The following is a 23,361-nucleotide window of genomic DNA, read 5'->3' on the forward strand; positions in this document are numbered from 1 at the left end:
CCGTCGGCGGAGCGGACACGCCGCGTGTGGTGTTCGCCGTCTCGGGCGGCCAGGGCGACGACGAGGTCCGCTCCGAGACGGACGCGATGGCCGAGTATCTGCGGGCACGCGGAGTGCCCGACGACCGGATCGTACGGGAGGACCGATCCGTCAACACGCGGCAGAACCTCCGCCTCAGCGCGGCCCTGTGGGACGGCACGACTCAGGGTCACCGGGCCGCGGTGGTCACCAGCGTCTACCGCACGAGCCTGCTGGCCCACCGCGTCGGACTCAGCCTGCTGCCGGCAGTGCCGGTGGCGACGGCGGTCTTCGAGAGCCCCGGCCGCTGCCCGCACGACGAGTGGACGTCCACGGCTCCGGTGCCTCAGCGCTGGAGTTGTGCGGGCAACGGCACCCAGCGGCGGGGGGTGCTGCGGTCGATGGTGTCCTGGCCGTCGTCGATCTTCAGCCCGGCCGCGGCACAGGCGTAGGCGAGTGTGTCCGCATAGTGCGGGAAAGCTGACCGCCGCTGCCAGAAGCGGAAGTGCCAATGGGCGGCCGGCTCCGGCTCCCTCGGCGGGAGGCCTATCTCCTCGTGCTCGACAATTTGGCCGTCCCGGGCCAGGGCGCCGAAGGTCCCGCCCTTGGGGTTGAAATAGATTCCGTAGGCGGCGGTGCCCCCTGATATCGCCCGCAGTACGCCGTCGTCGCTCGGCATATAGCCGTCCCGTGTGATCACGCAGCCGCCAGGAGTCCCGGACACGCTCGTCACCCCCACGTAGCGGAGGGACTCGTCGTAGTCCATGGGATCGAAGGGCGCGTGCTCGGAGTCCGTCTTCGCGCACTGCGCGGGGTCGGCGCCGAGCCGCTGGATCACCTCGTCCTCGCTCAGGCCCTGCACGAAGCAGATGCCGAGTCCTTCGGTCCACAGTTCCTGCTCACCGAAGGCCGCGATGAGCGCGTCCGCTGCTGTGAACGCCGCGGCTTCCTCCGGAGGGAGCTCCACCGCCCCCGGCAGACGTGCGACGAGCGGCGCGAGCGACGTGGTCAGCAGCAACCGGCCCGGGGACCAGGGCCCGGTCTGCGGCGTCCACACATCCGCCCCGGCGTCGATCAGTGCTCGGACACTGCCCTCGTCCACAGAGCAGGCGGCGTACCACAGCGGTGTGTGTCCGTCCTCGTCGCGCGCGTCGGCCTCCGCGCCATGCGACAGCAGCGCGGCTACGCCCTCCGCCGCCCCTTGCTCCGCCGTGAGGTGCAGCGGACTGGTGCCACGCCATCCGACGCGGGCGTCGGGCGGTGCCCCGGCGTCCAGCCGGGCACGGATCAGGGCAGCGTCACCCCAGTCCCGGTACCCCATTCGCTTCCAGTCGGCCTGCGGCACGTAGCGCCTGCGGGCTTCCTCCTGGCGGCGCAGCATCTCGCGCTCGTGCCGGGACAGGGGCGGCGCCAGGAACGCGGGCGGACCGCCCATCTCCACGTACCCGAAGGTCTCCGGCTGCTGCGACGGATCCGGCGGTTCGAGCGACGGCCAGACCTCGAGCGCCCGAGCGGAGGCGGCATGGAGGGCTGCCACATCGACCGAGGTGCGGGTTTCGGCGATCCCCTCGTCCGGCCACTCCATCACCAACTGAGCCTCTCCGGCGGGTGGAAGCTCCGCCAGATACAGGTCGACGTCGGTCTTGAACAGGGACCGGCGGGAAGGCTGCAACCCGGGATCCAGCGGAATCAGTCCGACCGCTTGCGGCGTGGATCCCACTGTCACCTGTCCCTGCGAGTCGGTGAACTCCACCCTCCGGTCCACCGTGCCGTCCAGCGAGGTCACCCGGCGACCGTCGGAGAACAGCAGGCCCACTCGCAACCCGGACTGCCGTCCCCCGGCCGCGCTGTCCTGACGGGCCCTACGGAAGACGGCCAGATGCAGGGTGGCTGCCTGCGGCCACACGGACCACCCCGTGAGCACCACCTTCGTCAGCGGACCGGCGCCGAGCACCTCAAGCTGAGACAGCAGCACAGGCGCGAACCAGTCGACCGGCGGCGCGTACTGCCCGGTGTCCTCTGCCGGCGGCCCTAACCGGACCAGTACCGCCCGCTCGGCGGCCGGTTCCTCCGGCACCACCAGATCGTCGAAGATTCCCATGCAGCGATCGTGACAGAGGGGTCTGACAACGAATGCCCTGTCCCGCGCGATCGCGGCATGGGGAACCGGAAATCCGTGTGCGGCGAAGTACCGGTGAGAGGCCAGGATTTCAGAGCGGTGAACCGATGAAAGGAGCCCCGATGACCGCTGAACCAGGCGTCAGGGTGGGGCAGGACAGTGACGCCTCGGTGATCGAACGGTCGTGGGACGAACCCGAAGCCTTCGCGGAGCTCTTCGACCGCCATGCCGACGCGGTGCACCGGTACGCGGCGCGCCGGCTCGGTGCGGAGGCGGCCGAGGACGTGATGGCGGAGACCTTCACCACCGCATTCCGGTTGCGTTTCCGGTACGACACGGCGCTGGCCGGCGCCCGCCCGTGGCTGTTCGGCATCGCCACCAACCTCATAGGCCGCCACAGGCGCGCCGAGGCGCGGCGTCTGAAGGCGCTCGGACGGCTGCCGTCGTCCGCCCCTGGTGACCAGGCCGAAGAGATGCTCGCGGACCGGGTGGCGGCGCGGGTCACCGCGCAGGCCGTCGGCCGCGAACTCGCCTGCGCCCTGGCCCGGTTGCCCGCCCGCCACCGGGACGTGCTGCTGCTGGTCGCCTGGGCCGACCTCAATTACGAGGAGGCCGCACGCGCCCTCGGGGTGCCGGTGGGGACCGTCCGGTCACGGTTGCACAGGGCGCGCAGCAAGGTTCGTGAGGCACTGGGCGGGTTCGATCCGACCACTCTGCGAGAGGAATCCGACGATGAATGAACTCGAGCTCCTGAGGGAGTGGGACGCCGACGCGCCTCCTCTCACGGACACCGTCCGCGCCCGCGCCCGCTTCCGCCTGGATCAGGCGATGCGAACTCCCGCCGCAGCGACGCCGGTTCGCCGTCGTCCGCTGCTGCGGATCGCGGTGGCCACCGTCGCCGCGTCGGCGGTCGCCACGACCGTGCTGGTCGCCGAGAACACCGGGAACCCGCCCCGCACCCGGACGGTGAGCGCGGCGACGGTGCTGCGAGGGGCGGCCGCCGAGGAACGCAGGCTCGAAAAGCCGATCGCGCCGCGCGACGACCAGTTCCTCTACACCAAGGAGATCATCAAGGAGACCCCGGTCGGAGGCGGCCCGAGCAGGACGTACGTCGACGAGAGCTGGAACTCCGTCGACGGCTCCAAGAAGTCCTACGTCAGCGAACTGGGCCATACGCAGTGGGTGCCGCCGGACCGGCCGGGTCAGCGCAGCTGGCCGCCGCGCAGGTGGGCTCAGCTGAAGCAACTGCCCACCGATCCGGAGAAGCTCCCGATCGCCCTGCGCGAGGTCGGCAGGACGCCGGACTACGAACGGCCCGTGAAGGCCGACGACTGGCCGAAGGTGCAGATCTTCCTCTCCGGCCTGCTGCGTGCCCCCGTCCTGCCGAAGGGCTTGCGCCCTGCGACGTTCGAAGCACTCGCCGCCGTCCCCGGTGTCAAGGTGATACCGGGCCAGACGGACGGAGACGGCCGCGCGGGCATCGGCATCCAGTACGTGGGCCCGCCCGGCACACCCTGGGTGAACGGCGCACAGGTGCTGGTCTTCGACGCGCAGACGTACCGGTACCTCGGCATGCGTGACCAGCGCAATGCGGGAGGAAAGACCTACCAGCAGTGGTCGTACGTGGCCGCCGGCGCGGTGGTGGACCGCGTGATGCAACGCCCCTGAGCGACCGCCCAAGGTGGGTATCCGTGATCGCGGCGATCCGTCGGCTGGTGAGGCCGGCGGCGAGCATCTGCTGGAGGCAGCGGACCAGGGCGACGGCGTCCTGTCGGTACAGGCGCTGGCCGGCCAGCGGCCTGAGGGGCTCATTTCATGGAGCGGTTGACTCCTGGGCGGCGAGTTCTTCGGCCAGTTCCATGCAGCGCAGGCGGGCCGGGGAGAAGTCGTACGGCATCTTCCCGACAGCCTCGAACGCGCTCATGGCCTTCTGCGCCCCGCCCGAGCTCTGGTCGGCCTCGTCCTCGCCCTCATCGGCGGCAGCGGGCTGCACAGTGTCCCAGGAGTCGAAGAGTGCGTCGTCGCTTGCCGCCAGGCCGGAGTGCTCGATGGCGGCGTGCAGCGCCTTTTCGAAGGCGTGCCGTTCGGCGGCCACTTGGGCCACGCGGGGGTCATCGACAGCGATCGTGTCGTCGAGTGCCTCCTCGGCGGCATCAACACGGTCGGACTCCTCCCGCAGATCCGGGTGGGTGGCCAGGGCGATGAAGCGGCCGGCCTGGACGGCTGCTCCGAGCGGGCCGAAGATCCGCTCGGTGACCAGCAGGCTGTCCAGGTCCGCCTGGCGCAGGGAGCCCTCGGGCAGGCCCTTGAGGCGGCTGGTGACGAACTCGGAGAGCAGACCCATCCTGCTTCCCTCGGTACGCATGCGCTGCACGGCGGTCCGTTGCCGCCGCAGTTCTGCCTCCTGGGCCAGGAGGGTTTCCTCCAGCCGTTCCAGGGTTTCCGCGATGCCGTCGCCGTCGCCGTCGCCGTCGCCGTCGCCGTCGCCGCCGTCGGTGTCGGTGTCGGTGTCGGCCGAGGCCCTGTCGGCGAAGGCGTCACGGATGTCGTCCAGGGCGATCCCCGCGTCGGCCATCCTACGGATCCACAGCAGCCGAATCATGTCCTCGTAGCCGTAGCGGCGGCGGTCGTCGCCGCCCCGCACGGGCTCGGGGAGCAGCCCGATCTCGTGGTAGTGACGGATCGCCCGCGGTGTGGTGCCGACGAAGGCCGCCGCGTCACCGATCTTGACCTGGCGCGGCGCGGTGAAGGACGAAAGCATGAGCAGGGGCCTTCCTCAACGGGGCGGGACGTGAGTACAGCGGACCACATACCGCTACGGAAGATGCAACCCGAGACGCTCCGTCTGCCATCCATGCCAGGACGAGCCTCCTTCGCCGCCCCGGCGCCCGCAGTGGTCGGCACCTCGGCCTGCGCACACCGTGCCGGTGCACCCCGATCGCGTTCACTGCTGTTGCAGGGCCTGGCGCATCCAGTGCAGGCGGTGAAGGGAGCGGCGGCGCATCCACAGGACCCAGGAGCACAGCGCGGCCATGCCGATGGCGAAGAGGACAGGGAAGACGAGGGACCCGCTGACGGCCCCCAGGACGAGCATGCCGGCCGCGACGAGGCTCATGGCACCGAGCCAGTACGGCAGCCACCTGCCGGCCCGCTCCACCTGGCCGAGCTGTTCGGTGACCAGCCGTCGCATGGCCGCCCGCTCCTGGGGGTCGTTCGGCACCTGCTGGTGGCGGATCCTGCGGTTGAGGTCGGCGAGTCGGCCCGTGTCGGTGCCGGCGGCGCGGGCGGCCCGGCGGCGCTGGACGGCCAGGACCGCGACGGCGATTCCGGTGTAGAGAGCGCTGTGGAACAGCCAGACGGCCGGATGCTCGTCCCTGCGGATCACGCCCGTGATACCCAGTACCAGCAGGAAGGTCAGAATCGCCTGCGCGGTCAGGCTGCGGTCGAGTAAGCGCTTGAGCGAGAGCACAGCGCCAACCTCCTTCAGAAGAGAGCCGGGACAGCGTCGTCGCCTCTCGGATACCCCGAGTCGTCCCGCTCATCGGGCAGCGAAGCTGCACCACCACCTGCTCAAGGGCGAATCGTCGATGGCCGATGGTTCGGGCTGCCGATACCGGAGGGGCCCGGCTGGGAGTTCTGGGAAAACACCGGCGACCCCACAGCCGTGCCGCCGGACTTCCGCTTCGACAGCGCCCAGTATGAGGCTGAGGTCGTGAGGGCCTGACCGCCCGCATGGTGGCCGGCGATCCGCGGACGTCCGCCGAGACGTACCGCTGAGGCCAGAATGATCGCCTGGCCGGCCGTGCCCGCGGCAGGCGTTCCCCCGACTGGGTCGTTCGGGCGGGGCCGGGCCGGGCACATGGAGTCCATGACCGACGACGCAAGCCGCATCCGGCTGGTGCAGACCGTGCTCGACAGCACCGACGCCCGCAAACTCGCCGAGTTCTACCGGGGTCTGCTGGGCCTTGAATACGCGGAGGGGGACGAGCCGCCTCCGGCAGGCGTGCCGGACGAGCACGGCAGGGACTGGCTCGTGCTGCGCAGTCCCGACGGCGGGCGGCAGCTCGCCTTCCAGCAGGTGGAGCGTCTGCGTGAGCCGGACTGGCCCGACGGCCCGGTCCCTCAGCAGATGCACCTCGACTTGAGCGTCACCTCGCTGGAGGAACTGCTGCACCAGCATGAGCGCGTGCTCGCCCTCGGCGGCAGTCTGCTCAGCAATCGGGACCAGCCGGATCCCGACGACGAGGAGCGCTTCCGTGTCTACCGGGATCCCGACGGCCATCCGTTCTGCATCTTCGTGGCGGAGCGGGAAGCCTAGCCCTGGCGGGGCGTCAAGAAGTCGGCGGGCGCGCCTGAGGAGACATCAGCAGGGGGGAGCCGCCGCCGTGGGACTCGCCGGGCGGCGCACGGGTAACCGGTGCCCATGACGATGGGACACCTGCTCGTGATCACGCCCGGCATCCGCGCCTACCGCGAGTACCTGCTGCAGTCGATCAGCCGCGACTTCCGCGTCCACTTGGTGCTGACCGAAACGCCCACATGGGAACGGGCGTACACGGCCGGCCACACCGTGGTGCCCGATCTGGCCGACGTGGACGGCCTCGTGCGGGTCGCCCGGACCGTCGACGCCGCGCAGGCGCTGGACGGCGTCATCTGCTGGGACGAGACCTGGATCGAGCAGACCGCGCAGGTGGCCGCCGCGCTCGGGCTGCCGGGAGGGGACCGGCGGTGCGTCGAGCGCTGCCGGGACAAGTACCGCACCCGCGCGGCCCTGGACGCAGGCGGGGTGCCTCAGCCGCGCTCGGTGCTCGTGTCAGGTCGCGAAGATGCCCTCGCGGTGGCCGAGGACATCGGCTACCCGGTCGTGGTCAAGCCGCGGGCCCTGGCCGGCAGCTTCGGTGTGGTGCGGGCCGACTCTCCCGCCGACCTGATGGAGGCCGTGGCGTTCACGGACGTGAGCGGCCAGTGGGCGCCCGACCTGCCGACGCACGAGCGGAACATCCTGGTCGAGGAGTTCGCCCGGGGACCGGAGATCAGCGTCGACAGCGTGGTCCACCGCGGCACGGTGACCCCGGTCTGCCTCGCCCGCAAGGAGGTCGGTTTCGCTCCCTACTTCGAGGAGACCGGGCACGTCGTCGACCTGGGGGACCCGCTGTGGTCCGACGAGACACTGGCCGACGTCGTCACGCGTACGCACGCCGCCCTGGATTTCACCGACGGCGTGACCCACACGGAGATCAGGCTGACCCCGAGCGGGCCCAAGGTCATCGAGGTCAACGCCCGGATCGGAGGGGGCATGATCCCCCTGCTGAACCTCATGGGCGGTGGCCCGGATCTAGCGCTCGCCGCCGCCGACGTCGCGTGCGGCAGACCGCCGAGGCTGCGAGCGGCCGCCGGACCGCGACGCGTCGCGGCCATCCGCTTCTACTATCCGCCCGCGGACGACTCCCTGATCGAGGAGGTCCGCTTCGAGAAGTCCGGGCTGCCGGAACAGGTGGTGCGCTGCGGCCCGCTGGCGACGCCGGGACAGGTCAAGTCGCCCCCGCCGCGCGGACTGATGGACGGCCGGATCGCCTATGCGATCGCCCTGGCCGAGAACGCGGCCACCTGCCGTGCCGCCCTGGACAAGGCGGGGCACGCACTGCGGGTGGCGGTGGGCTGAGGCGGCCGGCCGCCGGACCGCGGTCCGCTCAGGGCGTGCTCGTCGGTGTGGCGGTCCGGGCCTCCTCGGGGGGCTCGGGCCGGAGGCTGTCCAGGGTGCGGACCGTGCGCAACGGGGACAGGATCAGGAAGAGACTGGTGCTCAACAGCCCCACGGTCCCCACCACCAGCGCCCCGCGCAGCCCGAGGTGGGTGCCCAGCCAGCCGCCGAGCAGCGAGCCGACCGGTTTCATGCCCAGGGCGACGAAGAGGTAGGCGGCGTTCGTGCGTCCCAGGAGCCGCTCCGGGGTCACCGTCTGACGGATCGTCATGGTGTGCACGTTGCAGGCGGTGATGCCGAAGCCCTGCACGAAGAAGGCGAAGGCGAGCAGGGGAGCCGCCCAGGTGCCGCGGTGCGCGACCGGCAGCAGCAGGGGGGCCAGATCACCGATCACGGCGGCGATCACGAGCGTGCGGCCCAGGCCCACCCGGTGGGCGAGACGGTCGGTGAACGCCGCGCCGAGCAGCGCTCCCACGGCACCGACGGACAGCACGACGCCCAGCGTTCCGGGGCTCATGTCCAGTTCCTTGACCGCGAACAGGGTGAGTATCGTCAGCACGATCTGCCAGCACAGGTTGTAACTCGCGGCCTCGCCGAGAGTGGCCCGCAGGTAGGCGCTGGAGAAGGTGAAGCGAAAACCCTGGGTCACCTGTGACCGTAAGGGCGCGGGATCGGCGAGAACGGCCTTCTCGCGCTTGCGGACCGCCGAGAAACCCAGCGCGGAGGCGAGGTAGGAGACCGCGTCGACGAGCAGCGCGAACGGCGCCCCCACGAGCTGCACCAGGGCCCCGCCCAGCCCCGGCCCGCCGATCTCCGCCACCGACTCACTCGCAGTGAGACGGGAGTTGGCGCCGGTCAGATGTTCCGGCGGCACGATCGCCGGCAGGTACGAGCGGTAGGCGATGGTGAAGAAGACCCGCGCCGTCCCGGCCGCGCACGCCAGTGCCAGCAGCCGGCCGAACGTCAGCAGATCCAGCGCCGCCAGCAGCGGAATCGCGCCGATCGACAGCGCCTGCCCCAGGCTGGACAGGATCAGCACCCCGCGCCGTTGCCGCCGGTCGACCAGAACGCCGACGGGCAGGCCCAGGACGACGTACGGGGCGAAGGTCAACGCGCCCAGCAGCCCCAGCTGCGCGGGGGTGGCGTCGAGGGTGAGAACCGCGGTCAGTGGCATGGCCAGTTGGTACACCTGAGTGCCGACCAGCGAGGCGGTCTCGCCCGCCCAGACGAAGTTGAAGTCCCTGCGCCAGCCTTCGGCCACGATGCTCCCCAGATGTCGGTTCCGCCGCCGGTACCGGTCGGTACCGGTGCCGCCATCCCCGGACGGACGGGTCCGGGAACGGCGGTGAGACTTCTCAGTGCCCCGGTTCCACGTCGTAAAAGCCGAAGCCGTCCAGATAGCAGACAGTGGCGAAATCCTGCAGGAGGACGGAGCGGTCCGGATGGATCAGACCCACCGTGACCGGTTCGCTCTCGTCGTCGACCGTGCGCACCAGGTGTTCGCCGGGTTTGAAGCGCTGGGTGACGCCCTGGCAGCTCTCCAACTGCTCGATCAGGCCGATGTGCGGATAACCGCGCAGGACACCTTCGTAGGGGGAGGCGAAGAAGGCCATGGCGCCGTGATTCTCCACGGCGTACTCGGCGTCGGTCTCCTTGAGGAACCGCTCAGGGTCGGCGTACGCCTGTACGGTGCGGTCGATCTGCGACTCGCCCGTGAGCAGGACGGCGTACCGGGCGACGTCCGCGCCGCACAGTCGCGCGCCGGCCTCGACCAGGCGCGGTCCGGCGGCGGTGAGCATGACCTCAAGGTGCACCGGGCCCCAGAGGATGCCGAGGGCGTCGAGGACGCGGTGGGAGTATTCGGTGACGGCGTGCCAGTCCGCTTCGTCGCGTGGGACCGAGGTCATGCCGTTGATCCGGTCGCGCATCCCGTTGACCGTGATCTTCTGGTAGCGCCAGACGTCCGTGACCCGGTGCCGGCCCCGGCAGCTGACGGTGTTGACCACGAACTCCACGCCCCGCAGGTACTCCTGGGCGACGACGCCCTCGTTGGGGACGTCGAAGACACTGTCCCGCGACATGATCCGGTGGTACGCGGCGACCGACTGCTCGGGGGTGTCGCAGAACGACACCCCGTCGTTGCGGGCGCTGCGCACCGGCTTCACGACGATCCGGCCGCCCATGGAGCGGTGCCACGCCTCCAGTTCCCGCGGGGAGCCGACGCGCTCCTGCCGGGTGGTGGGCACCCCGGCCGTCCTGAGCGCCTCGATCTGGACGTACTTGTCGCGGCGTGCCTCGCTCAGAGCGGTCCCGTTACCGGGCAGGCCCAAGGCCTCGTTGAGCCGGTCCGTGAATTCCACCCCCAGCTCACTGCCCACCACGAGGGCTTCCGGACCGGCCTTCGCCAGCCGCTCGACCATGTGCGCGAAGGTCCCGTCGTGGACCAGGTTGTCCCGGTAGCCGGTCAGGTCGGCCGGTCCGTAGGACGGCGGGACTTCCGGTGTGGACTGGACGCGGAGGCAGTCGAAGCCCGCCTCGCGGAACGCCTGGCCCACCTTGTTGACGGCGCCGTAGGGGTCCACCAGGGCGATCGTGCGGGGGTCAGCCATGGTGTCCCTGCTCCACTTCGTAGAAGCCGTGGCCGTCGAGATAGCAGACGGTCTGGAAGTCCTTCTCGACGGTCGCGGCCTCGGCGTTCGCCAGACCGACCGCGAGGGGCTCACTGCCGTCGTCGACCGTGCGGCGCAGCCACTGCCCGGGAGTGACCCGCAGCGCCATGCCCCGGTAGCTCTCCAGGCGTTCCACCTCGCCGAGCAGGGGGTACGACCTGAGACGGCCTTCCAGCGGGGAGGCGAGGAACGCCATCGCGGCGTGCCCGTCCCTGCCGTAGGGGCTGTCGACGTCGGCGAGGAACGCTTCCGGGGCCGTGTACGCCTGCACCGTGCGGTCGATCTGCGACTCGCCGGTGACGAGGACGGCGTACCGGGCGACGTCCGCGCCGCACAGGCGGGCGCCGACCTCCACCAGACGAGGACCGCCGGAGGTCATGATGATCTCCAGGTGAGCGGGCCCGTGGGTGATGCCGAGGGCGTCGAGCACGGAGAAGGCGTACTCCCGCAGCCGGCTCCAGCGCGGGTCCGACGGCGGCAGCGAGAGGATGCCGTTGATACGGTCCCGGACGCCGTTGACGTCGATCTTCTGGTAGCGCCAGGTGTCGGTGACGCGGTGGCGTCCGTCCCGGCTGACGGTGTTGACCACGAACTCCGTGCCGATCAGGTACTCCTGCGCCACCACCCCCTCGTTGCGCAGCCCGAAGTCGTTGACGGCGTCGCGGATCCGTTCGTAGGCGGCGACGGACTCGGACGGGTCGTCGCAGACGCTCACCCCGTCGTTGCGGGCGCTGCGGACCGGTTTGACCACGACCCTGCCGCCCAGCCGTGTGTGCCATTCCCTCAGCTGTGCGGCGTTCTCGACCGTGAGCTGACGTGCGGTGGGCAGCCCGGCCGCCGCCACGGTCCGCGTCTGCACGTCCTTGGTGCGCCGGGCGTGGCTGAGCGCGGTGCCGTTGCCCGGCAGGCCGGTGGCCTCGCACAGAGCGTCGGCGAGTTCGACGCCCTGCTCGGCTCCGGCGATCACCGCGATCGTCCGGTGCTCGGCCAGCCGCGCGGCGGTCGCGTCGATGTCACCGGTGTGCACGAGGTTGTCGGCGTACAAGCCGAGGTCGAGTTCGTCGCGGTAGTGGGCGGGTATGTCGACGGTGCTCTGTACCCGCACACAGTCGTGCCCGGCGGCGTCGAACGCCTTCGCCAGGCGAGCGGCCGATCCGAAACCGTCGACGACCGCGACGGCGGGACGCCCGGTCACGAGCCGTGCCCGACCACGGTGCGCAAGGCGGTCGTCAGCCGCTCCACCAGCTCGTCGGCCTCCTCCTCATCCAGCACGAGCGGGGGCATCAGCACGAGCGTGTTGTTGGTACTGGTCAGCAGCAGACCGGCGGCCTTGCAGGCGTCGCGCACCTCGGCCATCTCGCTCTCGCCCGGGCGGCCCGACTCCCGGCGCAGCTCGACGCCGACCATCAGGCCCTCGCCGCGCACGTCGTGGATCAGCGGTATCTCCGCGGCCGCCGCGCGCAGCCGTCGGCGGATCTCCGCCCCGGTCGTGCGCACCCGCTCCAGCAGCGTTCCGTCGGCCAGCTCCTCCAGCACGGCCAGTCCGGCGGCCATGGCGGCGGGATGGCCGTCGGCGGTGCAGCCGTGCGGGAAGACGTACTCCGCACGGGAGACGGCCTCGTCGAACACGGAGTCCGAGCAGACCAGGGCGGCCAGAGGGAAGTAACCGGAGGTGATGCCCTTGCCGAGGACCAGCATGTCGGGCAGCACGCCCTGCGCGGCCATCACCGACATCGCGCCCGTGCGGCCGAATCCCGTGGTGACCTCGTCGGCGATGAGATGGATGCCGTGCAGGTCGCACAGCTCCCGGATCCGGGCCAGGGCCCCTTCGGGAGCGGGCACGACGTCGGTGCCCATGATCGGCTCGACGATCACGGCGGTGATGTTCTCCGGCCCGTGCCGCTCGACGGCCCGTTCGAGGGCGGCCAGGTCCCAGGGCCGGACGTGGTGCACCTCGGGGGCGAGCGGGGCCTGCAGCGCGTGCATCTGCCGTTCGCCGGTGAGCGCCCCGGCCAGGCCTCCGGTGCCGTGGTAGCCGTTGGTGAAGGCAAGGACCTTGACGCGCTGTGTCTCGCCGCGGACCTTGCGCACGAAGCGCGACATGAGCACCGCGGCGCTGGTCATCTGGGACCCGGTGCTGCCGAAGCGTACGTGGTTGAGGGGGTCGGGCAGGGCGGCGACCAGCCGGCGCGCATAGCGCAGGGAGACCTCGGCGGGCTCCTGGTAGCGGATCATCTGGGCCACCGGCAGCCGGCGGAGCTGCTCGGTCACGGCGTCGACGATCCGTTCGCAGCTGTAGCCCAGGGTGGTGTTCCACAGGGCCGCCCGCGCGTCCAGGTACCAGGTGCCGGTGGCGTCCTGCAGGCGGCAGCCCTTGCCGTGCACGACGGCGGTGGCGTCGAAGCCGCCGTCCCGGACGGTCTGCGGTGTGAGGGAGTTGTGCCAGAGTGCGTCGTGGTCGTTCCTCAGCATGCCAGTGTCTCCAGCTTCTTACGGTCGAGCTTGCCGTTGTCGTTGAGCGGGAAGCGGTCCACCCGCAGGATCCGGCCGGGGACCATGTAGGCCGGCAGCCGGGTGGCCACCCATCCGGCCAGTTCCGCCACCGCCACGGTGTCGCCCACGTAGAGGGCCCTGAGGTCGGTGCCGTCGAAGAGGACGGCGGCGTCCTCGACGCCGGGATGGCTGGCGAGGGCCGCCTCGACCTCCCCGAGCTCCACGCGGTAGCCGTGCACCTGGACCTGGGCGTCCAGCCGGCCGAGGTGGGTCAGCACGCCGTCCTCGTCCACGACCCGGTCGCCGGTGCGGTACCACAGCCGCGGCGGCGGGGCGTCGTGCGTGTCGTGGACGCGGACTCCGGCGCCGGGCTCCCAGTCGAGGAAGCGGCCGGCGTTGTTCTCCGGGTCCAGGTAGCCCGCGAAACGCTGTACGCCGCGGACGCACAGTTCGCCCTCGGCCGCGGGACTGCCCGTCTCGTCCAGGACGACGTGCTCCAGGTGCGGCAGGCGGTGGCCGATGGGGACGGATGCGTTGCGAGTCGTGGGCCAGTCGGCCGGGTCGGCGGGCAGCCGGTAGGCCGTGCAGGTGACGGTCAGTTCGGTGGGGCCGTACAGGTTCTCGATGACCGCGCGCGGTGCCGCCCGGTGCCAGGCGGCTGCCTGCTTGAGCGTCAGTTGTTCTCCCGCGAACAGACCCCACCGCAGGTCGGGCAGGCACCCGGCGGGGAGTCTGCGCATCCGTGCGGCGAGCGAGACCACCGACGGCACGGAGAACCAGTGCGTGAGCCGGTTCGCCCGGGCGAAGGCGGCCGGGTCGGCGAGATCGTCGCGCTGCGGCACGACCAGGGTGGCGCCACCGGCCCACGTGACGAACATGTCGAACACCGACGGGTCGAAGGTCAGGTCGAAGGTCTGGCCCAGCCGGTCGCCCGGAGCGACCTCGTAGCGTTCCACCTGGTGGGCGATGTAGGGGAGCACGTTCCCGTGCGCGATGGGCAGGCCCTTGGGGACGCCTGTCGAGCCCGACGTGAACAGGATGTAGGCGGGGGGCCCGTCGGCGGACGGTGAGGCGGCCGGGCTGTGCGTCCCGGCCGTGCTCCCGACGGTCGTTGCCGCCGGGGCGAGCCGGCCCGCGGGTGTGCCGTCCGCCGTCGCCAGGACGAGCGGGACCGCGCTCTCGCGCATCAGGTCCCGCAGCGCCGTGTCGGTGAGGACGCTCCGCAGGCCGGCCCGGGCCGCGATCGCGGCGTTGCGCTGCGCGGGGAAGGCCGGGTTGAGCGGGACCACGGTCGCCCCGGTGCGCAGGATCGCCAGGTAACCGGCGTAGGCCAAGGGGGAGCGAGAGGCCAGCAGTCCGATGCGCGCCACCGCCGGGACCGGGCCGAGGTGGGCCGCGAGGCGGTCGGCGGCCCGGGCCAGCTCCCGGTAGGTGAGGGTCGTGCCGGCCACGCTCAGGGCGGGCCGGTCCGGATGGCGCCGTGCGCTGGCGGAGAACAGGCCGGACAGCGAGTCAGACATGGCGGACCTCCCGGTCCATGAGGGCCAGCACGCCGTCCGCCGCGTGCAGGCGGTCGTTGCTGTAGTTCAGCGGGGCGGAGCGCAGGTCGCGCAAGGTCCGCTCCAGGCCGGTCGGCGAGTCCTTCAGGTAGCCGTGGCGCATGCCCATCAGGTCGGTCAACTCGTCGGCCGCCGCGGGGCACAGCTCCGACGCGGTCAGCTTCACCGCGTTGAGCAGGAGCTGCACCGGCGCGCTCGTGGGGTCCTCGGCCGAGGCGAGGACGGACGCGGCGTGCGTGATGAGCGCGTGGACGGTGTCCAGGCGCTGGCGGACCCGGGAGAGACGGGTCAGCAGCAGAGGGGAATCCAGGTCGTAGCGGCCCCGCTCGGCCCGCAGCAGGGTCACGACGCGCTGGAGCGCCCCGTCGGCGGCGCCCTGCCAGCACGCCGCCCAGCCGAGGTGGGCCAGCGGGGCGAAGGTGCGTATCGCGATGTCCCGGAACGCCCCGTGCTCTCCGATGACTTGGTCGTGGGGGATCTCACCGGACAGGTGCAGGGGCGCGCTGTGGGTCGCGCGCATGCCCATCGGGTTCCAGCCGCCCCGCACGGTGACGGTGAGCTGGTCGCGATCGGCGTACACCAGTGACAGCCGGGACGGGGACGTGGCGTCGGGGGCCAGGGCCGTGATGAGGAACCCGTCGGCGTGACTGCCTCCGGTCACGACGGGGGCGAAGCGGTCCACGCGCACGGTGGAGTCGTCACCGGCCGTCAGTTGCGACCCGGAGGACAGCAGGTGCCCGCCGCTTGCGGCCTCGGTGGTCACCGAGGCGAGGTAGAGCTCGCCGCGGACGATGCGGGGCAGCAGCCGCTCCCGCAGGTGGCCGCCGTCCCGGACGACGGCGGCCACCTGCTGGCAGTGCATGGTGAAGATCATGCCGACCGACATGCAGGTGCGGGAGAGACGGCTGCTCACGGCCAGCAGGTCGGCCATGCCCCCGCCGGGGCCGCCGTCCTCGGCCGGCACCAGGAGGCCGAGGAGGCCGGTGCGGCGCATGGCCTCCAGCGCTTCGGCGGGGAAGCGTGCCTCGCGGTCGCAGACTTCGGCGTGCCGGGCGGCCTCCGCCTCGACCTCGGACACGGCACGTTCCAGGTCGGCGGGCCGCCACGCCGTGCGGGGGAGGTCGGTGACGGTCATCCGGGCACCCCGCTGGTGCGCAGGGTCCGCTCGAAGAGGGCGGTGAGGGTGTCCAGGCGGCTGAGGTTGTCCGGGGTGAGTTCGCTCGCCTCGACCTCGGTGTCGAGTTCCTCCTCGACCCGCTCGACGATCTCCACGATGCGGAAGGAGCTGAACGTGGGCAGGTCGGTCAACGCGTTGGTGCTGTGCAGAGCGGCCGGGTCGACGCCGAGGACCTCGGCGGTGATGCCGGTGACGACCGCGCGGACGTCGGGTGTCTCCATGATGTCTCCGGATGTGTCAGGCGCCGAGTTTGGCGAGGCCTTCCGCGACGCGGGTGAGGGAGTCGGCGACGTGGGGGACGGCGAGCGGGTCGGGGGCCGCGAGGGCGGCCTCCTGCTCCTCGTCGGTGTCGCCGTAGAGCATGCTGGTGGCGGCTTTGAAGCGCAGGGCGCCGGGATCATCGCCGAGATGGTGCCCGGCGAGGACGGCCAGGCCGTGTTCGTCCAGCAGATGGCGGGCCAGCGACGGCGATCCGGTCACTCCGCGCTGGGCCAGCGCCTCGCGCCGCGGCTCGAAGTCGGGGTAGACGTAGAACGCCCCGGTGGGCGGCCGGCACGTGGCTCCGGCGGCGATCGCCGCGGCGTGCACGGCACGGGCCACGGCTCCGTGCAGCCGTGCGCCGGCCGCCAGCCGCTGCCGGATCTCGGGCGGGTCGCCGAAGGCGTACGCGGCGACCTGCTGCATCGGTCCCGACAGCGTGGACCACAGGTCGCTGGCCACGGCGACCAGCCGGGCGCGCAGGTCCCGGCCCCGGATCCCCGGGGGCACCCGCAGGCCGCCGATGCGCCAGCCGCCGAGCGCCAGGGACTTGGAGAGTCCGGTGGTCACGACGGTGCGCTCGGGGGTGACTTCGGCCGGGCTGAGGAAGGGGGCGTCGGGCTGGTGTATGACGTCGCGGTAGATCTCGTCGGAGACGATGACCAGGTCCTCCGCCTCGGCGATCCGGCACAGCCGCTCGATCAGCCCGGCGCCGGCGAGCGTGCCGGTCGGGTTGTCGGGGAGCGTGACGACGACGATGCGCGGGTCGCCTCCCGCCCGGCGGGCGCGCTCGACGGTCTCCGGCAGGGCGTCCGGGTCGGGGATGCCGCCGCACTCGGCGGGGATCGGGACGCCGTACACGTTCTTCCCGGCCATGCGGGCCTGCGGCTCGTAGGAGTTCCAGCTGGGACGCGGCAGCAGCACGTCCCCGGGCAGGACCAGGTTCAGCGCCATGAGCAGGGGCTTGCTGCCGGGGCCGAGCAGGACGTCCTCGGGGCCGGTGGGCAGGCCGCGGCGTCCGAAGTAACCGGCGAGCGAGGCGAGGGCGTCGGGCGCTCCGGCCACGGGCCCGTAGGCGTTGCGGTGGGCGCCGGCGCGCAGTTGCTCCACCAGCGGGGCGAAGGCGGGCAGCCGGGACTCGCCGAAGCCGAGGTGGACGATGGACCGGCCCTGGGCCCGCATCCGCACGACTTCCTCGTTCAGGGCGAGATTGGGGGACATCGAGGTGCTCATGGCCGCAGTGCCTCCCGGATGTCCTGCGGCGCGTCCGCCGCGATCCGAAGGTCGCTGAGCCAGGTGGCGCTGGGGTCGAAGTGCGCCCGGAACGGGCGGCCGACCAGAGCGGGGTTGCGGGCCTGGGCCAGCCGCAGCTGGAAGTACCGGTCCGTGCCGAGGGTTTCGACCCCGTCCACCACGATCTTGCCGGGCGTGGTGGACATCACCGGGCCGCGCACAGTGCGGGCGAGCCCCGGCAGGGTGCGGTAGGCGGTGTGGAAGATCTCCATCGCGCGGGCCAGCGGCACCTTGAAGTAGTCGTAGGGGCCGGTGTCGCGCTCGACGAACATGTAGTAGGGGACCGCGCCGAGGGCCAGTTCGGACCTCCACATGGCGGCCCAGGTGTCGGCGTCGTCGTTGATGTGCGCGACCATCGGGGCCTGGCAGTAGACCACGGCTCCCGTGGCCCGGATCCGCCGCACGGCCTCGGTCACCAGGGCGGTGCGCACCTCACGGGGGTGGGTGAAGTGGGCCATGACGGCGACCTGTTTGCCCTCTGCCGCGATCCGCTCGAAGAGCCGCAGCAGCGAGTCGGCGTCCGCGTCGCTCACGAAGCGCTGCGGCCAGTAGGCCAGGGACTTGGTGCCGATGCGGAGGGTGTGGACACTCTCCACGCCGAGCAGCGGCTCCAGATGTCCGGTGAGGCGCTCGGTGCTCATCACCATGGGGTCGCCGCCCGTCACCAGGACGTCGCTGACCTCGGGGTGGTCGTGCAGGTAGCGGACGAGGCGGTCCGGGCCGGGGGCGGCGAAGCGCAGGGACGGGTCGCCCACGAACTGCGCCCACCGGAAGCAGTAGGTGCAGAAGGAGTGGCAGGACTGTCCCTGCGTGGGGAAGTACAGCACCGTCTCGCGGTACTTGTGCTGCAGGCCGGCCAGTCGTTCGCCCTCGTGCACCGGCACGTTGTACTCGCGCTGCCCGGAGGGGTGGGGGTTGAGTCCGGCGCGGATCCGCGTGACCTCGGCGGCCATCTCGCGCTTGCCCGCCCCGGAGCGCACGAGGGACTCCAGGCAGCGCTCGTCGTCCTCGGGGAGCATGCCGCGCTGGGGGAAGACCAGGCGGAAGAGCGGATCCTGCGCCGGGTCCGTCCAGTCGATCAGCTGGTCGAGCACGTACTCGTTGACGCGGAACGGCAGAACGTGCGCCAGCAGGGCGATGCCGTCCCGGATCCGGGGGGAGAGCCCGTACCGGCGGGCGATGTCGTCGATCTGCCGCGGACCGAAGGCACGGAAGCGGGTGGCGCCGACCGGTTGGTCGAGCATCAGTGTCATGCGGGGTCCCTCTGCATTCGGCGGAATAGCTGGGCGACGGCAGGGCCTGCCCTTGTCGGCGGTCGTGGCGTCGAGCGCCGATTACCCCGCTGGGATTCGTTGATTCGAGTCCGTTCCCTCAGCCATACACGCTTCGCATGGCGTCGATAAGAAAGCCGAATCACGCCTCCTGACCTGCTTTCATAATGCCCGCGGTCAAAGGCGATAAGTGCCCTCTATGGGGTGTGAACGAAATTCGTTTGAAAGGGGGGTGGTGCGGAAGTCGCTTCTCGTCAATGCCATTGAGCGCGGAAGGAAAGATCATCGATGATGGATTGCCCCCGTCGCGGACGCACACCATGAGCCGCGCGGAAGTCGCCCAGCCGGTGCTCATGCCGATGGGCCGGCCCCGGCCCGGGAAGTGCAGCGTCCTCGTCCACGCCGCCGGCGGCGGGGTCGGGGCGTACACGGGCGTCGGGTTCGCCCTGCGCAGGTCCGGCCCGGTCTTCGCCCTGCGCGGGTACGGGCTGGCGCCGGGGGAGGAGCCGGACCGCAGCGTCGCCGCCATGACGGACCGGTACTGGTCGCTGCTGGCGGAACTCCCCGAGCCGCCGCAGCTGTTGTTCGGCTGGTCGCTCGGCGGTGTCGTCGCCTGGGAGCTGGCCGCGCGGCTGGCCGAGGAGGGACGACGGCCACGGGTCGTGATGGTCGACAGCCCCGCCGCCCGCATCGACCGGGACCCGGCGACCGCCCGCCGGTGGCGCGAGCGGGTCCACGCCTCCCTCGCCGCCGACGACAGCGGCGTCCCCGCCGACCGGGTCGCCGCGACCGCCGACGCGCACCTGGACGCCGTCGTCTCCTACCGGTCCGAGACCCGGCACGACTGCCCCGCACTGCTCATGCCGTGCACCGACGAGGACAACGACGACCACCTGGCCGCCTGGCGCGAGGTCGCCCCGCGTCTGACCGTACGGCCGCTGCCCGGCGACCACTTCACCGCCTTCGACGGCGAACGGCTGCCCCTCGTCCTGGACCACCTCGGCGCCTTCCTCACGACGACGGAGGAGCAGCATGCCTGACGGTCTCCTGAGCCGAGCCCGCGCGGCGTTCGACACGGCCCCGCCCGTGGGCGACCCCGCCTACGACCGGTACTGCCGTGTCCTCGGCGAGGAACTCGTCGCGCACTGGCCGCAGATCGCCAGGGCCAACGCGGCGGACGTCACCACGGCCCGCCGGCTGGGCATGCCGCCCACCCTGGTGGAGCGGCTGCGCCTGACCGACGCCCACCGGGACCGGATGGTCGAGCTGACCGCGATGACCCGTGACGAACTGCGGCAGGTGCGCGAGAGCGAGGTGCCGGTCTCCGGCGCGGCGCGGCACGTCCACCGCGTCCCGCGGCCCCTCGGCGTCGTCCTGATGGTCTACGAGGCCCGGCCCACCGTCACCGTGGACGGCGCCCTGCTCCCGGTCGCCGTCGGCAACGCCGTGCTGTTGCGCGGCGGCAAGGAGACGGCCGCCACCAACGCCGCCCTCGAACGGGCCGTGCACGCCGCGCTGACCCGGGCGGGACTGCCCACGGGGCTCGTCACGGTGCTGGACGACCCGCAACGACGGCTGCTGCGCGCCCTGCTGAAGCGACCCGACGAGGTGGACGTGCTCATCCCGCGTGGCAGCCCCGCGCTCGTCGAGTACTGCCGCACCAGTGCCATCCCGCTGATCGCCGGTGGCGGCGGCGTCAACCACCTCTACGTGCACCGCAGCGCCGACCTGGACCTCGCCGTGCGGGCCACGCTGGACAGCAAGCTGCCCGAGCCGGCCGGCTGCACCTCCGTGGAGACACTGCTGCTCGACCGCGCCGTCGCCCGGGACTACCTGGAAGCCCTGGCGCGCGGGCTGGCGGGCCGTGAGACGGAGCTGACCCTGCACACGGCACCCGAACTCGACGCGCTCGTCCCCACCGCGCTCAAGACCGAACCCCTCGCCGCGCACGACCTGGGCCGGGAGTTCCTCGACCCGGTCGTCGCCGTCGTGCCGGTCGACGACGAGAACGCCGCACTGGACCACGTCCGCCGTCACGGCTCCGGGCACACCGAGGGCGTCATCGCCCGGGACCGGCACGTCGTCGACGCCTACCGCCGCCGCGCCGACGCCGCGATGGTCGTCGTCAACGGCTCACTGCGGCTCCACGACGGCCCCACGCTCGGACTGGGCACCGAGATCGCCATCGCCACCGGCCGTCTGCACGTGCGCGGCCCCGTGACGCTCGGCGCACTGGTCACCCACAGCTACGTCACCGATGGCGCCGGCGCGCTGCGCGGCTGACACCGGCCTCCCCCTCTTCCCCGAAAGGCGTGCCATGCCCCAGGAACTGTCCCTCGACCGGGACGCCGTCGCCACCATCGTCAAGAAGGTGGTCATCGCCGAATCACGGCTGTCCCTCCCGCCCGGCAGCATCAGCGACGACGAACCGCTCGTCGGGGACCTGCTGAACGTGAACTCCCTCGGCTTCGTCGGCATGCTCGTGCGGATCGAGGACGAGCTGGACGTCACCCTCCCCGACGACCTCTTCGTGGGACGCAGCTTCCGCACCGTCCGGGACCTGATCGACGTCGTGACGGCCGCGGAGGTGCGGCGGTGACGCCCGAGATCCCCACCCGCTGGCGCAGCATCCTGCCCCATCTGCCCGAACCCCTGCCGCCCGACCGCACGCCACCCCGCTCCGGCGACGGCACCGGGGAGTTGAAGATCAACCTCCCGACCGAGCTGATCCGGCACAGCGTCTCCGCCCGTGAGTACTGGGACATCCCCGCCCCGGTCGTCGAACGCTACCGGCAGTACCGCCCGACCCCGCTGTGGCGTGCCCGCGGTTTCGAGGAGGCCGTCGGCGCCCGCGTGCCCGTGTACGTCAAGAACGAGGGCGTCAACATCTCGGGCAGCCACAAGCTCAACACGGCACTCGCTCAGGCCTACTACTACCGCGAGGCCGGGGTGGAGGAACTGGTGACGGGCACCGGCGCGGGGCAGTGGGGCACCGCCATGGCCGCGGCCTGCGCCTTGTTCGGACTGCGCTGCCGGGTCTTCATGGTCGAGTCCAGTCTGCGGCGCAAGCCCTACCGCGGGGTCCTGATGCGGATGCTGGGCGCCGAGGTGCACGCCAGTCCCAGCGGCATGACCAAGGTCTCCGCCAAGGAGGACCCGGCCGCCGGCAACAGCCTCTCCCTCGCCATCGGGGAAGCCGTCGAGTACGCCGCCGAACACGACCGGGTGGCGTTCTGCATCGGCAGCGGCGAGACGTACAGCATCCTGCACCAGTCGGTGATCGGGCTGGAGGCGGAGCAGCAACTCGCGGAACTGGAGGCCGACATCGGCGCGGTCGTCGGCTGCGTCGGCGCCGGGTCCAACTTCGGCGGCATCGCGCTGCCCTTCCACGCCACCGCCCGGGCGACGGGCCGCACGGGGCCCCGCCTGGTCGCCGCCGAGTCCAGCAGCACACCGAAGCTGACCCGCGGTGTCTACGCCTACGACAAGACCGATGCCACCGGCAGCGGCCCCATGGAGGCGATGTACACCATCGGCAGCGACTACCGGATCCCGGACGCGCACACCGCGGGCCTGCGTTTCCACGGCGCGGCGAAGCTCATCTCCGCCATGCGGCACAGCGGTGACGTCGACGCCGTGGCGGTCAGCCAGGCGGACGCCCTGGACGCGGGCCGGCTGCTCGCCCGCCACGAAAGCGTCCTGCCGGCACCGGAGTCCGGCCACGCCTTGGCGGCCGCCGCCCGGATCGCCGCCTCGCCCGACACCACCGGCGGGGTCCTGGTGTGCGTCAGCGGCCACGGCTACCTGGACCTCGGTGCCTACGAGCACTTCCTCGACGGCGGGGTCGAGGACCAGTCCCCGCCCGACGAGGCGCTCGCCCGTGCGGTGGCCGGGCTGCACCGGGTGGAGACCCGCTCGTGACGGCCACCGCGACCCCGTCCGTGCGGACCGGGATCCTCGACTGCGTGCAGGTCAACCTGGCGCTTATCGCGGACCGCCGGAACGGACCGGGACGGCACCTCGCCCTCGGGGCGCGGCTGCGCTTCCGCCCGGAGCCCGGCCCCGACGGCCTGCCCACGGTGGACCCCCCGCCGGAGGAACACCTACGCGAGGGAGCCACCCTCGTGGGCCTGCGGCCGGACTCCTTCGCCCACCGCGTCCCCGCGCGCGACCTGCGCGCCATGGCCGAAGGCGCGCCCGTCGTGTACGCCGTCGCCGACTCCTACGCCATGCCGTGGCTGCCCTACGCGGGCCGGGCACACATGGAACACGGCTTCCTCGTCGGCGCGCACCGCGACGGAGCCGAGGTCGAGGACGCGTACGACAACGAGACGGCATGGGGGCCTGCCCGGCCCGGCCGGTGGACGATCCCCTGGGAGCACATGCCCACCGCCTCCTTCGCGTGCACCCTGTCACCCGTGGCCGGGTACCGCGCCCCCGTGCCGGAGCTGTCCCTGGACGATCCGGCGGCCTACGTCGAGGCCTACACCGCCCACCCCGACCGGCCCGCCGCGCTGCGCCGGCTGACCGCCGAGACCTGGCTGCTGACCCGGGCCCGGCACCTGCACGCCGCGTATCGCGAACACCTCGGGGAGCGGCTGGACGCACAGGCCCACCTGCGCGGCTGGGACCGGCTCACCGCGACCGCGTTCATCGCCCAGCGGCGCGCCGAACGGGGCAGGCCGGTCCCCGAGACCCTGCTGCCCGAACTGGCGTCCCTGCTCACCGCCGACCGCGAGGTGTTCGCCGTGCGGAACCACCGACCCTGACCCTGCCGATCCTCATCACCAGCCAAGCGACGGA

General features: G+C 71.9%; 22 protein-coding genes. 10 read left to right on the plus strand and 12 right to left on the minus strand.

The window, feature by feature from the left end; genetic code table 11:
* The first annotated feature begins 29 nt into the window (after positions 1 to 29).
* Positions 30 to 470 carry a YdcF family protein gene (locus CHR28_RS02020; protein WP_179272284.1) on the plus strand — a complete coding sequence of 147 codons (441 nt, stop codon included), beginning with the start codon at positions 30 to 32 and terminating at the stop codon, positions 468 to 470.
* On the opposite strand, the gene CHR28_RS02025 is transcribed toward CHR28_RS02020, so the two are convergent.
* A complete protein-coding gene (locus tag CHR28_RS02025; protein WP_094051636.1) occupies positions 365 to 2,119 on the minus strand; it encodes an ankyrin repeat domain-containing protein in 1,755 nt (584 codons plus the stop codon). The genes CHR28_RS02020 and CHR28_RS02025 overlap by 106 nt on opposite strands.
* A gap of 140 nt (positions 2,120 to 2,259) precedes the next feature.
* On the opposite strand from CHR28_RS02025, the gene CHR28_RS02030 reads away from it, so the two are divergent.
* Complete coding sequence (locus tag CHR28_RS02030) at positions 2,260 to 2,877, plus strand: RNA polymerase sigma factor (RefSeq protein WP_094051637.1); 618 nt, start codon at positions 2,260 to 2,262, stop codon at positions 2,875 to 2,877.
* Positions 2,870 to 3,805: a CU044_5270 family protein gene (locus CHR28_RS02035; protein WP_094051638.1), complete on the plus strand. Its 936-nt coding sequence runs from the start codon at positions 2,870 to 2,872 to the stop codon at positions 3,803 to 3,805. The genes CHR28_RS02030 and CHR28_RS02035 overlap by 8 nt, the downstream gene beginning before the upstream one ends.
* Before the next feature lie 145 nt (positions 3,806 to 3,950).
* On the opposite strand, the gene CHR28_RS02045 is transcribed toward CHR28_RS02035, so the two are convergent.
* Positions 3,951 to 4,898: a MerR family transcriptional regulator gene (locus CHR28_RS02045; RefSeq protein ID WP_094051639.1), complete on the minus strand. Its 948-nt coding sequence runs from the start codon at positions 4,896 to 4,898 to the stop codon at positions 3,951 to 3,953.
* Between the two features lie 183 nt (positions 4,899 to 5,081).
* A complete protein-coding gene (locus tag CHR28_RS02050) occupies positions 5,082 to 5,606 on the minus strand; it encodes a hypothetical protein (RefSeq protein WP_094051640.1) in 525 nt (174 codons plus the stop codon).
* A gap of 399 nt (positions 5,607 to 6,005) precedes the next feature.
* Here CHR28_RS02050 and CHR28_RS02055 point away from each other — a divergent pair, with 399 nt between their 5' ends.
* Both CHR28_RS02055 and CHR28_RS02060 read left to right on the plus strand, forming a co-directional pair.
* The gene (locus CHR28_RS02055; protein ID WP_094051641.1) at positions 6,006 to 6,455 is read left to right on the plus strand and encodes a VOC family protein; all 450 of its coding nucleotides are present in this window, start codon (positions 6,006 to 6,008) and stop codon (positions 6,453 to 6,455) included.
* Positions 6,456 to 6,560: 105 nt separating this feature from the next.
* Complete coding sequence (locus CHR28_RS02060; RefSeq protein ID WP_094051642.1) at positions 6,561 to 7,799, plus strand: ATP-grasp domain-containing protein; 1,239 nt, start codon at positions 6,561 to 6,563, stop codon at positions 7,797 to 7,799.
* A 28-nt stretch (positions 7,800 to 7,827) separates the two neighbouring features.
* Here the strand turns inward: CHR28_RS02060 and CHR28_RS02065 are convergent, their stop codons facing one another.
* The 9 genes from CHR28_RS02065 to CHR28_RS02105 form a co-directional block, all read right to left on the minus strand.
* Positions 7,828 to 9,099, minus strand: coding sequence for an MFS transporter (locus CHR28_RS02065; protein WP_094051643.1), 1,272 nt, complete (start codon positions 9,097 to 9,099; stop codon positions 7,828 to 7,830).
* 94 nt (positions 9,100 to 9,193) lie between these two features.
* A complete protein-coding gene (locus CHR28_RS02070) occupies positions 9,194 to 10,447 on the minus strand; it encodes an ATP-grasp domain-containing protein (RefSeq protein ID WP_094051644.1) in 1,254 nt (417 codons plus the stop codon).
* Entirely contained in the window at positions 10,440 to 11,702 is a 1,263-nt protein-coding gene (locus CHR28_RS02075) for an ATP-grasp domain-containing protein (protein WP_094051645.1), read from the minus strand. The genes CHR28_RS02070 and CHR28_RS02075 overlap by 8 nt, the downstream gene beginning before the upstream one ends.
* A complete protein-coding gene (locus CHR28_RS02080) occupies positions 11,699 to 12,979 on the minus strand; it encodes an aminotransferase family protein (RefSeq protein WP_094051646.1) in 1,281 nt (426 codons plus the stop codon). The genes CHR28_RS02075 and CHR28_RS02080 overlap by 4 nt, the downstream gene beginning before the upstream one ends.
* The gene (locus CHR28_RS02085; protein WP_094051647.1) at positions 12,973 to 14,520 is read right to left on the minus strand and encodes an amino acid adenylation domain-containing protein; all 1,548 of its coding nucleotides are present in this window, start codon (positions 14,518 to 14,520) and stop codon (positions 12,973 to 12,975) included. Before CHR28_RS02085 ends, CHR28_RS02080 begins: the two co-directional genes overlap by 7 nt.
* On the minus strand, positions 14,513 to 15,694 hold the full coding sequence (locus CHR28_RS02090; protein WP_094051648.1) for an acyl-CoA dehydrogenase family protein: 1,182 nt from the start codon (positions 15,692 to 15,694) through the stop codon (positions 14,513 to 14,515). Before CHR28_RS02090 ends, CHR28_RS02085 begins: the two co-directional genes overlap by 8 nt.
* On the minus strand, positions 15,691 to 15,957 hold the full coding sequence (locus CHR28_RS02095) for a phosphopantetheine-binding protein (protein WP_094051649.1): 267 nt from the start codon (positions 15,955 to 15,957) through the stop codon (positions 15,691 to 15,693). Before CHR28_RS02095 ends, CHR28_RS02090 begins: the two co-directional genes overlap by 4 nt.
* 16 nt (positions 15,958 to 15,973) lie before the next feature.
* Positions 15,974 to 17,227, minus strand: coding sequence for a pyridoxal phosphate-dependent aminotransferase (locus CHR28_RS02100; RefSeq protein ID WP_094051650.1), 1,254 nt, complete (start codon positions 17,225 to 17,227; stop codon positions 15,974 to 15,976).
* Positions 17,224 to 18,540, minus strand: a complete 1,317-nt coding sequence (locus CHR28_RS02105; protein ID WP_094051651.1) for a KamA family radical SAM protein — start codon at positions 18,538 to 18,540, stop codon at positions 17,224 to 17,226. The genes CHR28_RS02100 and CHR28_RS02105 overlap by 4 nt, the downstream gene beginning before the upstream one ends.
* 338 nt (positions 18,541 to 18,878) lie before the next feature.
* Here CHR28_RS02105 and CHR28_RS02110 point away from each other — a divergent pair, with 338 nt between their 5' ends.
* From CHR28_RS02110 to CHR28_RS02130, 5 genes are read left to right on the plus strand one after another with little or no spacing between them, the layout of a single operon-like run.
* The gene (locus CHR28_RS02110; protein ID WP_179272285.1) at positions 18,879 to 19,598 is read left to right on the plus strand and encodes a thioesterase domain-containing protein; all 720 of its coding nucleotides are present in this window, start codon (positions 18,879 to 18,881) and stop codon (positions 19,596 to 19,598) included.
* A complete protein-coding gene (locus CHR28_RS02115; protein WP_094051653.1) occupies positions 19,591 to 20,841 on the plus strand; it encodes a glutamate-5-semialdehyde dehydrogenase in 1,251 nt (416 codons plus the stop codon). Before CHR28_RS02110 ends, CHR28_RS02115 begins: the two co-directional genes overlap by 8 nt.
* Before the next feature lie 34 nt (positions 20,842 to 20,875).
* Complete coding sequence (locus tag CHR28_RS02120; RefSeq protein ID WP_094051654.1) at positions 20,876 to 21,157, plus strand: acyl carrier protein; 282 nt, start codon at positions 20,876 to 20,878, stop codon at positions 21,155 to 21,157.
* Positions 21,154 to 22,479 carry a TrpB-like pyridoxal phosphate-dependent enzyme gene (locus tag CHR28_RS02125; protein WP_094051655.1) on the plus strand — a complete coding sequence of 442 codons (1,326 nt, stop codon included), beginning with the start codon at positions 21,154 to 21,156 and terminating at the stop codon, positions 22,477 to 22,479. The genes CHR28_RS02120 and CHR28_RS02125 overlap by 4 nt, the downstream gene beginning before the upstream one ends.
* Entirely contained in the window at positions 22,476 to 23,327 is an 852-nt protein-coding gene (locus tag CHR28_RS02130) for a hypothetical protein (protein WP_094051656.1), read from the plus strand. The genes CHR28_RS02125 and CHR28_RS02130 overlap by 4 nt, the downstream gene beginning before the upstream one ends.
* Positions 23,328 to 23,361: the final 34 nt, after the last annotated feature.

Origin of the sequence: Streptomyces sp. XY006, from assembly GCF_002237655.1 — a bacterium.
GTDB lineage: Bacteria > Actinomycetota > Actinomycetes > Streptomycetales > Streptomycetaceae > Streptomyces > Streptomyces levis.